The sequence below is a fragment of the Micromonospora lacuserhaii genome, from assembly GCF_036902735.1.
Classification (GTDB): domain Bacteria; phylum Actinomycetota; class Actinomycetes; order Mycobacteriales; family Micromonosporaceae; genus Micromonospora.
In genome coordinates this window covers 82,971-97,385 of the sequence record NZ_JBAKHO010000019.1, presented here as the reverse complement: position 1 = coordinate 97,385, position 14,415 = coordinate 82,971, and the positions used below count along the sequence as shown (strand labels likewise).

Sequence of the window (14,415 nt, the reverse complement as noted above, 5' to 3'; positions counted from 1 at the left end):
GGCTTATCAAGCACCCTGTTGAGTTCTCAAAGAACAACCACACACCATCCGAAAGCCCTACACTGTAGGACCCCCGTCCGGGGCATTTCGTTCAACCCGCCGCTCTCGCGCCGGGCACTTTTCCTACGTTACCCGGCGATTTTCCCCGTGTCAAACCGCTCTGTCGCGATCCGACCCGCTTCAAACCCATTTCCGGGCACCACAATTAGAATTGGCTTCCGCCGCTTCCCCTCGTGGTTTCCGCCAGGCCGGCCGGTGCGGTCTCCCGCACGCTCGCCCGGTTCCCTGCCGGCGTTGAACACTACCCGGTCGGTTCCGCCTCGCCAAATCGACCCCCTGGTCGATCCGGGGCACCACCCGGGCCCGCAGTCCGAGGAGCAGGCCCCTCGACTCCGGACGTTCCGTCCTGCGCTCCGGCCTCCCAGGCTCTCGCCCGTTTCGTCCGTTCCGCGCTGACAGAGAGAAAGTTACGCCCCCGGCGAGTTGATCGTCAAATTCCCCGGGGGCGTCCCGCGTCACATCGGTGCGTACGGCTATCCGCCCAGCTCAACGCCCGCGAACGAACGCTTGCCGCGGCGCAGCACCAGGTACCGGCCGTGTAGCAGATCCTCGGAAGAGACGACCGCGTCCGCCTCGGTGACCCGGTTGTTGTTCACGTAGGCGCCGCCCTCCGCGATCACCCTGCGGGCCTCCTTCATGCTCGGCACCAATCCCGACTCCTTGAGCAGTCCGGCCACGTCCGGCAGTTCGGTGAGGTGGACCAGCCCGGCCTCCGTCAACGCCGCGCGCAGCGTCTCGGGCGTCAGCTCGTCGAGCGCCCCCCGCCCGAAGAGGGCCTGACTCGCGGCGACCGCCTGGGCCATCTCCCGCTCGCCGTGCACCAGGGTGGTCAGCTCCTCGGCGAGGGCCCGCTGGGCCAGCCGCGCCTGCGGGCGCTCTGCCGTCGCCTTCTCCAGCTCCTCCAACTCCTCCCGGGTGCGGAAGCTGAAGTAGCGCAGGTAGCGGGTGACGTCCCGGTCGTCGGCGTTGAGCCAGAACTGGTAGAAGGCGTACGGGCTGGTCATCTCCGGGTCGAGCCAGACCGCGCCGGTCTCGCTCTTGCCGAACTTGGTGCCGTCCGACTTGGTCACCAGCGGGGTGGTGAAGGCCTGCACCGGGCCGGCGCCCCGGCGGCGGACGTAGTCGACGCCGGCGGTGATGTTGCCCCACTGGTCGGAGCCGCCGTACTGGAGCTGGCAGCCGTACCTGCGGTGCAGCTCGAAGAAGTCGTTGGCCTGGAGGAGCTGGTAACTGAACTCGGTGAAGCTGATGCCGGTCTCCAGCCGGGCCTTGACCACCTCGCGGGCCAGCATCTTGTTCACCGGGAAGTGCTTGCCGACGTCGCGGAGGAACTCGACCACCGACATCTCGCCGGTCCAGTCCAGGTTGTTGACCAGCCGCGCGGCGTTCTCCCCGGTGTACGAGACGAAGGGCGCGAGCTGGTCGTGGATCCGCTGGACCCAGCCGGCGATGACCTCGGGCGGGTTGAGGGTCCGCTCGGCGCTCTCCTTCGGGTCGCCGATCTGCCCGGTCGCGCCGCCGACCAGCAGCAGCGGCCGGTGCCCGGCGAGCTGGAACCGGCGGGCCATCACGACCTGCATGAGGTTGCCGACGTGCAGGCTGGGGGCGGTCGGGTCGAAGCCCACGTAGAAGGTGGCGGTCCCGCCGTCGAGCAGCTCGCGCAGCTCGTCGAGGCCGGTGGAGTCCTGGATCAGGCCCCGCCACCGCAGGTCTTCGGTCAGGGAGTCCCGCCCCGGCGGGAGGTTGCTGTCGGTCACGGTCACTGATTGTCCCCCATCGCGGCCCCTGGGCCGTACCGGGTTTGCCGACGGCGGGGCGACTAGGCTGACGGCTCGCGAGGCGAGGAGGAGCGGACGTGGAGACGCCGGACCTGACGGGTGGCCTGGTCGCCCTGCTCGGGCTGAAGCTGGACGAGGTCAGCGGTGACCGGGTGGTCATCCGCTGGGAGGTAGGTCCCGAGCTGCACCAGCCGTTCGGCATCCAGCACGGCGGGGTGTACTGCGCGGTGGTGGAGACGGCGGCGAGCGTGGGCGGGTCGCTGTGGTTCGGTGACCGCGGCACGGTGGTCGGCGTGTCCAACCAGACGGACTTCTTCCGCGCGGTGCGCGACGGGGAGCTGACCGCGGTCGGCACGCCGGTGCACCGGGGGCGCAGCCAGCAGCTCTGGCAGGTGGAGATCACCGACTCCGACGGGCGGTTGGTCTCCCGCGGCCAGGTGCGCCTGCAGAACCTCACCCCCGCCTGACCGGGGACGCCGGAACGGCCGCTGGCCGGGCCGGCGGCGGCCCGGCTGGTTTGCCGGAAAAGCACCGTCTGAGGCGGATATCGTCGCGTCGATGACACCGGCCGACGCGCACCCCAGGTGAGGAAGCTCCTCGCCGCCACGCTCGGCATCCTCTCGGCGATCGGGGGCTTCGTCGACATCGGCGACCTGGTGGCGGCGAGCCAGGCCGGCGCGCGGTTCGGCATGGGACACGCCTGGGTGCTGGTGGTCGGCGTGGTCGGGATCTGCGCGTACGCGGAAATGGCCGGCCGGATCGCGGCGGTGAGCGGCCGGGCGGTCTTCGACCTGGTCCGGGAGCGGCTCGGCCCGCGCGTCGCGCTGGTCAACCTGGTCGCCTCCTACCTGGTCACGGTGCTGACCCTCGCCGCGGAGCTGGGCGGAGTCGCGCTCGCCCTCCAGCTCGCCTCCCGGGTCAGCTACCTGCTCTGGGTGCCGGTGGCCGCCTTCGCGGTCTGGCTGGTGCTGTGGCGGATGCGCTTCCAGTTGATGGAGCGGGTGTTCGGGCTGGCCGGGCTGGCCCTGTTGGTCTTCGCGCTCGCGCTGTTCTGGCTGCCCACCGACTGGGGCGCGCTGGGCCGGGGCGCGTGGCACCCGACCGCCGCGGGGCAGGGCTGGGGCGCCTACTGGTTCGTGGCGGTGGCGCTCTTCGCCTCCACGGTCAGCCCGTACGAGGTGTTCTTCTTCTCCTCCGGCGGCGTGGAGGAGAAGTGGAGCGCCGCCGACCTGGCCGACGAGCGGTCGAACGTGCTGATCGGCTTCCCCGTCGGCGGGTTCCTCGCGCTGTCCCTGGTCGCCACGGCGGCCGTGGTCTTCCACCCGACGGGCGTGTCGCTGTCGACGCTGGACGAGGTGGCGAAGCCGGCGGTGCTCGCGTTCGGCGGGGTGGGGCTGGCGGTGGCCGCCCTGGCGTTCTTCGCGGTCACCTTCGGCGCCGCGCTGGAGACCGGGCTCTCCGCGGCGTACGCGGCCGCGCAGTACTTCGGCTGGCAGTGGGGCAAGCGGGTCAGCCCGCGCGAGGCCGCCCGGTTCCACACCGTGCTGCTGCTCAGCGTGCTGGCCGGGATGCTGCTGCTGTTCACCACGATCGACCCGATCCTGTTGACCGAGTACATGCTGATCATCAGCGCGGTGGCGCTGCCGCTGACGTACCTGCCGATCCTGATCGTGGCGAACGACCGGACGTACCTGGGTGACCGGGTCAACGGTCCGCTGGCGAACCTGCTCGGCACGGTCTTCCTCCTGGTCATCGTGGCCGCGTCGGTGGCCGCGATCCCGCTCGCGGTCGGAACGGGGATGGGGCGATGAGGATCCAGCTCGGCCGGCAGCTGCTCGACCGGCAGATCGTCGACGCCACCGGTCGGCTGGTCGGCAAGGTCGACGACGTGGAGTTCGCCGTGGACGCCGACGGCTTCCCGTACGTGGCGTACCTGCTCAGCGGGCAGCGGGCGCTCGGGCAGCGGATCGGCGGCCGGGTGGGCCGAATCCTGATGGCCGTCGCCGACCGATTCACCGACGACCCGCCGGCCGGGCCGTTGCGCATCCCGATCGCCGACGTGGACCGGGTCGACAGCGCGGTGCGGCTGCGCCCGACCGCCGGCGAACTGCCCCCGCAACCGGCGGAGGCGTGGCTGCGCCGGCACCTGATCGACCGGATCCCGGGGGCCCACCGTGCGAGCGGGTGAGCTGCTCGGACGCACCGCGTACGACCTGCACGGCCGGCGGCTGGGCCGGGTGGTCGACGTGGTGGTGCGCGGCGGGCACCCGGACGGCCGGCTGCGGTTGACCGACGTGGTCGTCACCCGCCACTGGTGGAGCCGGATGTGGGGACGGCTGATCGGCCCCGAACGGCACCCGGCGGGCCCGTGGGTGATCCGGGTGGCGGCCCGGGCGCTCAGCCGGGACACCCGCCAGCTCCCTGCCGACCAGGTGCAGCTGCTCCCCCCGGTGCCGGAGTTCCCCTTCGGCAGGCCGGGCGGCTGACGGGGGCACGGCGGCCGCGCCGGTCAGCTACGCGCCTCGTCCAGCACCGGCTCGTCGTCGGCCGCGGCGTCGGTCTCCCCCGCCGCCTCGCGCACCCGTACCTGGGTGATGGCCCGGTGGTCGATGTCGGCCACCTCCAGCTCCCAGCCGTCGATGGTGACGCTCTCCCCCGCGACGGTGGGGATGTGGCCCAGGCAGGTCAGCACCATCCCGGCGACGGTCGTGTAGTCGCCGGTCGGTCGGCCCGGCACGGCGACCCCGATGTCCGACAGGTCGTGCACCGGGAAGGTGCCGGGCAGCAGCAGCGCACCGTCCGCCTCGGTCCGGACCGCGCGGCCGTCCCGGTCGGTCTCGTCGTAGATCTCACCGACGATCTCCTCGAGGATGTCCTCCAGGGTGACGATCCCGTCGACGGCGCCGCGCTCGTCCACCACCAGGGCGATGTGCTGGCGTTCGGCCTTGAACTGGCGCAGCGCGTCCACCACGGGCAGCGAGTCGGGCAGCAGCATCGGCGGTCGGGCGCACTCGTCGACCGGCCGGTCGTCCGGGACGCCGACCAGGTCGCGCAGGTGGATAACGCCGACCGCGTCGTCCAGACCGCCGTGCCGGACCACCGGCGCCCGGGAGTGGCCGGTGGCGGACAGCACCAGCCGGGCCGCCTCCGCGGTCGTCCCGCTGTCGAGCGTGAAGACCTGCAACCGGGGTACGAGCACCGCCTTGAGCTGCCGGTCGGCGATCTCCACCGCGCCGGCGATGATGGTCCGCTGCTCCTTGGTGAAGCCGTGGTTGCCGGCGACGATGTCCCGCAGCTCGTCCGGGCCGATCTCCTCGGGCTCGTGCTTCGGGTTCAGCCCGCACAGGCGGACCACCACGTCGCTGGTGGCGCCGAGGGCCCAGACGGCCGGTCGGGTGAAGGTGGCCAGCAGGTCGAGCGGGCGGGCCACCAGCAGCGCCCAGCGCTCCGCGGACTGCATCGCGATCCGTTTCGGGGCCAGCTCGCCGAAGACCAGGGTGACGAAGGTCAGCGCGAGGGTGACCACCACGATCGCGCCGGTCTCGGCGCCGCCGCCGAGGAAACCGAAGAGCGGCACCAGCGGCTTGGCCAGCGAGACCGCGGCGGCCGCGGAGGCCAGGAAGCCGGCCAGGGTGATGCCGATCTGGATGGTGGCGAGGAACCGGTTCGGGTCCTTCGCCAGCCGGGCCAGCACCCGGCCGGCGCGGCTGGTCCGCTCCAGTCGTTGCAGCTGGCTGTCCCGCAGCGAGACCAGGGCCATCTCGCTGCCCGCGAAGATCGCGTTGAGGACCACCAGGACTCCGACCAGGGCCAGTTGGCTCCAGTAGCTCTGCACGCCCGGTTCTCTCCCTCACGCGACACGCGCCGGCCGCCACGGCCGGCGCCGCCGGACGGTGGACCCGGCCGACGTAGGCCCCAGTGTGCCCCGCCGGGACGACGGCGAATCCTTCCCGGCGGGACCGGTCGCGTCAGGCCCGCTCCGGCAGGTCGAGCACGTACGCGTCGCCCTCCGCGCGGAAGCCGAGCCGGTGGTAGTACGGCGCGACCATGCCGGGCGGGCTGACCACCCGACGGAAACCGCGGTCGGTGAAGAGGCTGCTGCGCCGGTAGACGAACTCCCCCGGGGTGAAGTCCCGGAACTTCGGCGTGACGTAGTCCAGGTCGATCTGGGCGATCCCGCCGGCCTCGGCGTGCGAGAGCACCACGCCCACCACCTCGTCCGCGCTGACCACCACGAACGCCGAGCGCGCCGCGCCGTGCGACTCCCAGCGGAAGTCGGGGTTGAACCGGGCGATGTCGGCGGCGTGCACCCGCAGCGTGTGCGCCAGGAACTGGTCGTCGACGCCCACCTCGACCGCCTGGTACGTCTGCTCGTCGTGCCGGGTCGCCAGCATCTTCCGCAGATACCACACATTGATCACGGTGAGCACCACGTTCAGGCCCACCATCGGCCAGACGTGCACCGCCGCGTTGTAGCCGATCAGGATCAGGCAGCCGAGCAGGTTGAGTGCGCGCAGCCGCAGGATGCGCGTCTGCAGCAGGGACCAGACCAGCAGCGCGGAGCCGGCCCAGCCGACGAGTTCCAGCCAGTTCACCCCGCGAGACTAGTGGTCGCCCAGCTCACGGTCGTCGCCGGGCAGCTCCAGCACCCACTCCGGCACCTCGGCGCCACGGCCGTTGGCGTACCCGGCGTCCTCGCCGACCACGACGAAACCGCACTTGCGCAGCACCGCGAGGGAGGCGCGGTTGTCCTTCGCCGCGCGGGCGTGCACCGGGCGCTGCGGCAGCTCGCGCAGCAGCGCGGCCAGCGCGGCGGTGGCGTGGCCCCGACCCCAGCGCGCCGGGTCGATCCAATAGCTGACCTCGGTGCGCTCCTCGACCGGGAAGGCGAGCACGTGCCCGACCACCTCGTCGCCGACCACCGCCGTCCGGCAGACGATCCGGGCGTCCGTGCGGATCCGCCGCCAGAAGGCGTCGAAGGCGTCCCGGTCGGCCGGGTTCTCCGGGCCGAACGCGGCCATCCAGGTGGCCTCCGGGTCCTGCTCGTGCGCGAAGAACACCGGCAGGTGGTCGTCTCGCACCGGGTGCAGCCGCAGGTCGTCGGTCACCCGCCGGAGGATACCAATCTCCCGCGAACGCCGGGCGGGACCTCTGGCCCGGTGACCGTACCGTCCGGCCCTGCCGGAGCGCCCCGACGCATTGGTACCAACTGATGGAGAGGTCCGTGCGGTAACGGAACTGGAGGCCGGGGCCATGGCCAAGTACGTCTACGACTTCATCGAGGGTGACCGGGGCAGGGCCGACCTGCTGGGCGGCAAGGGGGCGAACCTGAGCGAGATGACCCGGCTGGGTCTGCCGGTGCCGCCGGGCTTCACCGTCAGCACCGACGCCTGCCGGGCGTACCTGGCCACCGGGTCGGTGCCGGCCGGGCTCTTCGACGAGGTGAACGCGCACCTGCGGGAGATGGAGGCGCGGCTGGACCGGTGGCTGGGCGACCCGAATGACCCGCTGCTGCTGGCGGTCCGCTCCGGCGGGCGCTACTCGATGCCCGGGATGATGGAGACGATCCTCGACATCGGGCTGAACGACACCACCGTCGGCGGGCTGGCCGCGCGCAGCGGCGACGAGCGCTTCGCCTGGGACTCGTACCGGCGGCTCATCCAGATGTTCGGCCGGACCGTGCACGGGGTGCCGGCGGAGGAGTTCGAGCGGGAACTGGAGGCGCTGCGCGGCTCGGCCGGGCCAGCCGGGCCGACCGCCGAGCAGCTGCGCGGGCTGGTCGAGACGTACAAGAAGGTCTTCGCCACGCACGTCGGGCACGACTTCCCGCAGGCCCCGCACGAGCAGCTCTACCTGGCGATCCGGTCGGTGTTCGAGTCGTGGAACGCGGAGCGGGCCCGGATCTACCGCCGGCAGGAGCACATCCCGGACGACCTGGGCACCGCGGTCAACGTGATGGCGATGGTCTTCGGCAACCTGGGCCCCGACTCGGGCACCGGGGTGGCGTTCACCCGCGACCCGGCCACCGGCGCCCCCGGCGTGTACGGCGACTACCTCGCCGACGCCCAGGGCGAGGACGTGGTCGCCGGCATCCGCAACACCGTCGGGCTGCCCGAGCTGGAACGGCTCGACCCGGTCAGCTTCCGCCGGCTGACGGAGATCATGGCGACGCTGGAGCGGCACTACCGCGACCTGTGCGACATCGAGTTCACCATCGAGCGGGGCGCCCTCTGGATGTTGCAGACCCGGGTCGGCAAGCGGACGGCCGCCGCCGCGTTCGTGATCGCCGCGCAGCTGGTCGACGAGGGCCTGATCACCCTGGACGAGGCGCTGCACCGGGTCACCGGGGCGCAGCTCGCCCAGCTGATGTTTCCGGCCTTCGACCTGTCGGAGGCCCCGGCGCCGCTCACGGTCGGGGTGGGCGCCTCCCCGGGGGCCGCGGTCGGGCGGGTGGTCTTCGACTCCGCCGCCGCGGCGGCCACCGACGGGCCGGTGATCCTGGTCCGCCGGGAGACCAACCCGGACGACCTGCCCGGCATGATCGCCGCGGCGGGGGTGCTCACCTCCCGGGGCGGCAAGACCTCGCACGCCGCCGTGGTGGCCCGCGGCATGGGCCGGACCTGCGTCTGCGGCGCCGACGCGCTGCGGATCGACCCGGAACGCGGCGAGTTCACCGTGGGCGACCGGGTGGTCCGGGCCGGCGAGGTGATCTCCATCGACGGGACCACCGGCCGGGTCTACCCCGGCGAGGTGCCGGTGCAGCCCTCCTCCGTCGCCCGCTACCTGGCCGGTGAGCTGACGCCGCAGGCCGACCCGCTGGTGGCCGCGGTGCACCGGCTGCTCGGCCACGCGGACGCGGTGCGCCGGCTCGGCGTCCGGGCCAACGCGGACACCGCCGCGGACGCCCGCCGGGCCCGGGCGCTCGGCGCCGCCGGCATCGGCCTGTGCCGCACCGAGCACATGTTCCTCGGTACGCGCCGGGAACTGGTGGAGCGGCTGATCCTCGCCGAGGAGCCGGCCGAGGTTACGGCCGCACTGGACGCGCTGCTCCCCCTGCAGCGAGCCGACTTCACCGAGATCCTGGCCGCGATGGACGGCCTTCCGGTGACCATCCGGCTGATCGACCCGCCGCTGCACGAGTTCCTGCCCCCGCTGCACGAGCTGACCGCGCGGGTGGCCCGCGCCGACGCGCTCGGCGAGGACCCGGGCCGCGACGGGCGGCTGCTGGTGGCGGTACGCCGGATGCACGAGGCGAATCCGATGCTCGGCCTGCGCGGCGTCCGGCTCGGGCTGGTCGTCCCCGGACTGTTCGCCATGCAGGTGCGGGCGGTCGCCGAGGCGGCGGCGCAGCGGGTCCGCGCCGGCGGCGACCCCCGCCCGGAGATCATGGTTCCGCTGGTCGGCGACGTGAAGGAGCTGACCGCGGTGCGGATCGAGGCGGAGCGGGTGCTGGCCGAGGTGCCGGGCGCGCCGCAGATCCCGATCGGCACGATGATCGAGGTGCCGCGGGCGGCGCTGACCGCCGGGGAGATCGCCACCGAGGCGCACTTCTTCTCGTTCGGCACCAACGACCTCACCCAGACCACCTGGGCGTTCTCCCGCGACGACGTGGAGGGTTCGTTCTTCGGCGGGTACCTGGAGCGGGGGATCTTCGCCGTCTCGCCCTTCGAGAGCATCGACGCCAAAGGCGTCGGGCGGCTGGTCCGCCTCGCCGTGGCCGAGGGTCGGGCCGCCCGCCCGGAGCTGACCATCGGGGTCTGCGGCGAGCACGGCGGCGACCCCGACTCGGTGGCGTTCTTCGCCGACGCCGGACTCGACTACGTTTCCTGCTCGCCGTACCGGGTGCCGATCGCCCGGCTGGCCGCGGGACGGGCCGCCGTGCGGCCCACCGGCACGTCCGACAGCCGATAGGAGGCAGCGCCATGACCGCGATCCTCAACCCGACCGGGCCGGCCCCGCTGGGTCCGCCCGTGCGGCGCGTCCCGGAACCGGCCGCCACCCCCGCGCCGGCCGTACCCCCGGCCCCCGCCGGACCGGTGGGGCCGGTGCTGGAACTGCCCGGCACGCCGCCGGCCGCGCTGGTCCCGGTGACCCGCGACGGTCGCGCCGTCGGCGCGTTCGTGCTGGCCGGCGGCCAGGTCCGCTACCGGTCGGTGACCGACCCGGACCAGGTCCTCGCCGCGGCGGCCGGCGCGCTCGCCGTCGCGCTGCTCACCGCCGGGGTGGCGGTGGTGGCCCGCCGCCGCCCGGCGGCGATCGGCGCGGTGACCATGGGCCCGGGCGGCTGGGTCAGCCTGAAGGGCTCCCCCGCGCCCGCGCTGCGCCCGGCCCGGCGCCGCCCCTGGTGGGCCCGGCTGCTGCGGGCCCGCCGCCTGGTGGTCGAACGCTGACCGGCCCGCCGGCGCGGTGCGCACCCCCGCCGGGTGGCAGCTCCACCCGGCGGGGGGACTTTGGTCCCGCGCGGGCTCGGTCCTGCGCCTCTGCCCGGCCGAAACCGGCCGGGCGAGGCTGGTCGTGGAAGTGGGAAGCGGACCTGGGAGGCGCCCGATGCGCGCGACCGTCGTCACCGCACTCGACCCGGAGGGACAGACCATGACCGGCACCGCACGCCTCGACCCGTGGCGCGGCTTCACCGGCGCGACGTGGCGGGAGACCGTCGACGTCGCCGCCTTCGTCCGGGACAACCACGAGCCGTACACCGGGGACGCCGCCTTCCTCACCGGGCCGACCTGCCGGACCCTGGAGGTCTGGGGGGCGCTGCGGAAACTCTTCGTCGAGGAGCGCCGCCGCGGCGTGTACGACGTCGACGCGGCCACCCCGTCGACCATCACCGCGCACGCGCCCGGCTACATCGACCGGGACAAGGAGCTGATCGTCGGCCTGCAGACCGACGCGCCACTGCGGCGGGCGATCATGCCGGCCGGCGGGCTGCGGATGGTGGAGACCGCGCTGAAGGCGTACGGGTTCGACCCCGACCCGACCGTGCACCGGATCTTCACCAGCTACCGGAAGACGCACAACGACGCGGTCTTCGACGCGTACCCGTCGGCAGTGCTGAAGGCGCGCCGCTCGCACGTCATCACCGGGCTGCCCGACGCGTACGGGCGGGGCCGGATCATCGGCGACTACCGGCGGGTCGCGCTCTACGGCGTGGACCGCCTGGTCGCCGAGCGGCGGGCGCTCAAGGCGGCGCTGGACGACCGGCCCTCCACCGACGAGGTCATCCGCGACCGGGAGGAGCTTGCCGAGCAGATCCGCGCGCTGGGCGAGCTGACGCAGATGGCGGCCGCCTACGGGTACGACATCTCCGCCCCGGCCACCACCGGGCGGGAGGCGATCCAGTGGCTCTACTTCGGCTACCTGGCCGCGGTGAAGGAGCAGAACGGCGCGGCGATGTCGCTGGGCCGGACCGCGAACTTCGTCGACGTCTACCTGCGCCGGGACCTGACCGAGGGCCGGCTGACCGAGATGACCGCCCAGGAGCTGGTCGACGACTTCGTGATCAAGCTGCGCATCGTCCGGTTCCTCCGCACCCCCGAGTACGACCAGCTCTTCTCCGGCGACCCGACCTGGGTCACCGAGACGCTCGGCGGGATGGGCGCGGACGGCCGGCCGCTGGTCACCCGGACCAGCTTCCGCTACCTGCAGACCCTCTACAACCTCGGTCCCGCCCCGGAGCCGAACCTGACGGTGCTCTGGTCGCCGGGGCTGCCCGCCGGGTTCAAGCGGTTCTGCGCGCAGGTCTCCCTGGACACCAGCGCCATCCAGTACGAGAACGACGACCTGATCCGCCCGGCGTACGACGACGACACCGCGATCGCCTGCTGCGTGTCGGCGATGCGGGTCGGCCGGGACATGCAGTTCTTCGGCGCCCGGGCCAACCTGGCCAAGGCGCTGCTGTACGCGATCAACGGCGGCCGGGACGAGCTCACCGGCGAGCAGGTCGCCCCGGCCACCCCACCGGTCGGCGGGGAGATCCTGGACCACGCCGAGGTGCTCGCCGCGTACGACCGGACGCTGGACTGGCTGGCCGCGACGTACGTGGACGCGCTGAACGTGATCCACCACCAGCACGACCGGTACGCGTACGAGCGGCTGGAGATGGCGCTGCACGACCACCCGGTGCGCCGGTTCATGGCCACCGGCATCGCCGGGCTCTCGGTGGCCGTCGACAGCCTCGCCGCGATCCGCTACGGCACGGTCAAGGTGCTGCGCGACGCCACCGGCCTCGCGGTCGACTACCTGGTCGAGGGGGAGCCACCGACGTACGGCAACAACGACGACCGGGCCGACGAGATCGCCGTGTGGCTGGTGCAGACGTTCGCCGAGAAGCTGCGCCGGCAGCGCACCTACCGCAACGCCGAGCTGACCATGTCGGTGCTCACCATCACCTCCAACGTCGTCTACGGCCGGCACACCGGCAACACCCCGGACGGCCGGCGGGCCGGCGAGCCCTTCGCGCCGGGCGCGAACCCGATGAACGGCCGGGACACCCACGGCCTGGTCGCGGCGGCCCTGTCGGTGGCGAAGCTGCCGTACGCGGCCGCCCGGGACGGCATCTCGCTGACCGGCACGGTCACCCCGGACGGGCTGGGGGGAACCCGGCAGGAGCGGATCGACAACCTGGCCGGGGTGCTCGACGGGTACACCGACGCCGGCGGGTTCCACCTCAACGTCAACGTGCTGGACCGGGCCACCCTGGTAGACGCGATGGCCCACCCGGAGCGCTATCCGCAGCTGACGGTGCGGGTCTCCGGGTACGCGGTGAACTTCGTCCGGCTCACGCGGGAGCAGCAGCAGGACGTGGTGTCCAGGACCTTCCACGGGTCGCTGTGAACGCCCGGGAGTTCTCCGCCGCCACCGCCGGCCACGAGGTGACCGGGGCCGTCCACTCCTTCGACCTGTCGGTCGGGGTGGACGGTCCGGGCACCCGGTTCGTCGCGTTCCTCGCCGGCTGCCCGCTGCGCTGCCGGTACTGCCACAGCCCGGACACCTGGTACCGGCGCAGCGGCCGGCACCGCACGGTGGACGAGCTGATGGCCGAGGTGGCGAAGTACCGGCGGTTCATCGAGGTCGCCGGCGGCGGGGTGACGGTCAGCGGTGGGGAGCCGCTGCTGCAACCCCGGTTCACCGGCGAGGTGCTGCGCCGCAGCCGCGACCTCGGGCTGCACACCGCGCTGGACACCTCCGGCTTCCTCGGCGACCGCGCCGACGACGCCCTGCTCGACGCCACCGACCTGGTGCTGCTGGACGTCAAGTCGTGGGACCCGGCGACGTACCGCCGGGTTACCCGCACCGGCGCAGTCGCGCCGACGGTGCGGTTCGGCCGCCGGCTCGCCGAGCGCGGCACGCCGATCTGGATCCGGTTCGTGCTGGTGCCCGGGCTGACCGACGCGGTGGCCAACGTCGCGGGGATCGCCGACTACGCCGCCGGACTGGCCACTGTGCGGCGCGTCGAGGTGCTGCCGTTCCACCGGCTCGGCGCGCACAAGTACGCCGAGCTGGGCCTGACCTTCCCGCTCGCGGACACTGCACCGCCCACCCCGGAGCTGCTGTCCCGGGTGCGCGGCCAGTTCGCCGAGCGGGGGCTAAGCGTGTACTGACGGCGCCACCCGGCCCGACCGGTCGTGTTCACCCGGCCGGTGGACCTACGCCCGGCCACGGCCCGCCGCCGGGCGCCGGCGCGCAGGATCGGTACATGCGGGCGATACGGGAGCGGCGGGGTAGACCGGCCGTCGCCGGTCCGCGCGCCGTCGCCGCGGTGGCGACCGGCGCTCTGGCGATCGGTGCCCGGGCGATCGGCGCCGCGGCGATCGGCTCACTGGCGGTGTCCGCGCTCGCCGGCGGGGCCGCCGCGCTGGGCGTGCTGGCGATCGGCCGGCTGGCGGTGCGCCGGGCCGTGATCCGGGAGCTGCGCATCGGCCGGCTGGAGGTGGACGAGTTGATCGTGCACCGGCGCGCCGACCCGGCGCGGGACGGCGACGGATAACGGACAGTGCCCGCTGTGGCACGGGCGGCCATCGCCCGCTGCCAATGAGGCCCCGGGAGCAGAGGCGGGGGCGGATCAGCTCACCGACGAGGTCGGGTAGCCGTACAGGTCCAGCAACCGCACCCGGGACGCCTGCAGCCGATCCACCACCACGCTCATGAACCGGGTGGTGAGCTGCCGGCCGAGCGCGTCGTCGGACTCCATCAGCCGGCGCACCCCCTCGGCGGTGAACTCCACCGTGGTGGTCCGCCGCACGGCGACCGCGCCGAACTGCCACCGGTACGGCGGGAAGAGCCAGGACCAGCCCAGCACCCCGCCCGGGCCGATCGTCTCGATCCCCACGTCACCGCGGCCGGGCACCGGGAAGTCCAGCGCCACCTCGCCGCCGCGGACCAGCCAGAACCGTTCCGCCGGCTGGTCGGCCCGGAACAGCCGGTGCCCCGGATGCCAGACCACCGGCCGGGCGTACGCGGTGAGCCGGGGCAGCCACTCCTGCGGCAGCCCGGCGAGGAACGGGTGTTCGCGGAGCATCTCCAGCGGCGTCATGACGGTGTTCCCTTCCAACGGTGCGGGGCCCGGCGCCATGCC

Annotated in this window: 14 protein-coding genes; 9 read left to right on the top strand and 5 right to left on the bottom strand. The window is 73.3% G+C overall.

All coding sequences use genetic code 11. The annotated features are described in order from the left end of the window. Nucleotides 1-533: 533 nt before the first annotated feature. On the bottom strand, nucleotides 534-1,823 hold the full coding sequence (tyrS, locus tag V6U81_RS15410; protein ID WP_420884030.1) for a tyrosine--tRNA ligase: 1,290 nt from the start codon (nucleotides 1,821-1,823) through the stop codon (nucleotides 534-536). 92 nt (nucleotides 1,824-1,915) lie between these two features. Between tyrS and V6U81_RS15405 the strand changes: the two genes are divergently transcribed. From V6U81_RS15405 to V6U81_RS15390, 4 genes are all read left to right on the top strand, one after another. After that, nucleotides 1,916-2,305: a PaaI family thioesterase gene (locus V6U81_RS15405; RefSeq protein ID WP_334489817.1), complete on the top strand. Its 390-nt coding sequence runs from the start codon at nucleotides 1,916-1,918 to the stop codon at nucleotides 2,303-2,305. 117 nt (nucleotides 2,306-2,422) lie between these two features. After that, the gene (locus V6U81_RS15400; protein ID WP_334489815.1) at nucleotides 2,423-3,649 is read left to right on the top strand and encodes an NRAMP family divalent metal transporter; all 1,227 of its coding nucleotides are present in this window, start codon (nucleotides 2,423-2,425) and stop codon (nucleotides 3,647-3,649) included. Further along, the gene (locus V6U81_RS15395; protein WP_334489813.1) at nucleotides 3,646-4,026 is read left to right on the top strand and encodes a hypothetical protein; all 381 of its coding nucleotides are present in this window, start codon (nucleotides 3,646-3,648) and stop codon (nucleotides 4,024-4,026) included. Before V6U81_RS15400 ends, V6U81_RS15395 begins: the two co-directional genes overlap by 4 nt. Then, the gene (locus V6U81_RS15390; RefSeq protein ID WP_334489810.1) at nucleotides 4,013-4,324 is read left to right on the top strand and encodes a PRC-barrel domain containing protein; all 312 of its coding nucleotides are present in this window, start codon (nucleotides 4,013-4,015) and stop codon (nucleotides 4,322-4,324) included. Before V6U81_RS15395 ends, V6U81_RS15390 begins: the two co-directional genes overlap by 14 nt. Nucleotides 4,325-4,347: 23 nt before the next feature. Here the strand turns inward: V6U81_RS15390 and V6U81_RS15385 are convergent, their stop codons facing one another. From V6U81_RS15385 to V6U81_RS15375, 3 genes are all read right to left on the bottom strand, one after another. Then, nucleotides 4,348-5,673 carry a hemolysin family protein gene (locus V6U81_RS15385; protein WP_334489808.1) on the bottom strand — a complete coding sequence of 442 codons (1,326 nt, stop codon included), beginning with the start codon at nucleotides 5,671-5,673 and terminating at the stop codon, nucleotides 4,348-4,350. A gap of 133 nt (nucleotides 5,674-5,806) precedes the next feature. Next, nucleotides 5,807-6,433, bottom strand: coding sequence for a hypothetical protein (locus V6U81_RS15380; RefSeq protein ID WP_334489806.1), 627 nt, complete (start codon nucleotides 6,431-6,433; stop codon nucleotides 5,807-5,809). A gap of 9 nt (nucleotides 6,434-6,442) precedes the next feature. Beyond that, nucleotides 6,443-6,946, bottom strand: a complete 504-nt coding sequence (locus V6U81_RS15375; RefSeq protein WP_334489802.1) for a GNAT family N-acetyltransferase — start codon at nucleotides 6,944-6,946, stop codon at nucleotides 6,443-6,445. Between the two features lie 145 nt (nucleotides 6,947-7,091). Between V6U81_RS15375 and ppdK the strand changes: the two genes are divergently transcribed. The 5 genes from ppdK to V6U81_RS15350 all read left to right on the top strand — a co-directional run bounded on the left by ppdK (nucleotide 7,092) and on the right by V6U81_RS15350 (nucleotide 13,827). Next, nucleotides 7,092-9,749, top strand: a complete 2,658-nt coding sequence (gene ppdK, locus V6U81_RS15370; RefSeq protein ID WP_334489800.1) for a pyruvate, phosphate dikinase — start codon at nucleotides 7,092-7,094, stop codon at nucleotides 9,747-9,749. Between the two features lie 11 nt (nucleotides 9,750-9,760). Then, nucleotides 9,761-10,228 (top strand): hypothetical protein, encoded by a 468-nt coding sequence (locus V6U81_RS15365; protein ID WP_334489798.1) that lies wholly within the window; start codon nucleotides 9,761-9,763, stop codon nucleotides 10,226-10,228. Between the two features lie 202 nt (nucleotides 10,229-10,430). After that, nucleotides 10,431-12,674, top strand: a complete 2,244-nt coding sequence (pflB, locus tag V6U81_RS15360; RefSeq protein WP_420884031.1) for a formate C-acetyltransferase — start codon at nucleotides 10,431-10,433, stop codon at nucleotides 12,672-12,674. Further along, a complete protein-coding gene (pflA, locus tag V6U81_RS15355) occupies nucleotides 12,671-13,441 on the top strand; it encodes a pyruvate formate-lyase-activating protein (RefSeq protein ID WP_334489793.1) in 771 nt (256 codons plus the stop codon). The genes pflB and pflA overlap by 4 nt, the downstream gene beginning before the upstream one ends. Before the next feature lie 95 nt (nucleotides 13,442-13,536). After that, nucleotides 13,537-13,827, top strand: a complete 291-nt coding sequence (locus V6U81_RS15350; protein WP_334489791.1) for a hypothetical protein — start codon at nucleotides 13,537-13,539, stop codon at nucleotides 13,825-13,827. A gap of 75 nt (nucleotides 13,828-13,902) precedes the next feature. Here V6U81_RS15350 and V6U81_RS15345 read toward each other — a convergent pair whose 3' ends face one another. Next, nucleotides 13,903-14,373, bottom strand: coding sequence for a cyclic nucleotide-binding domain-containing protein (locus V6U81_RS15345; RefSeq protein ID WP_334489788.1), 471 nt, complete (start codon nucleotides 14,371-14,373; stop codon nucleotides 13,903-13,905). Nucleotides 14,374-14,415: the final 42 nt, after the last annotated feature.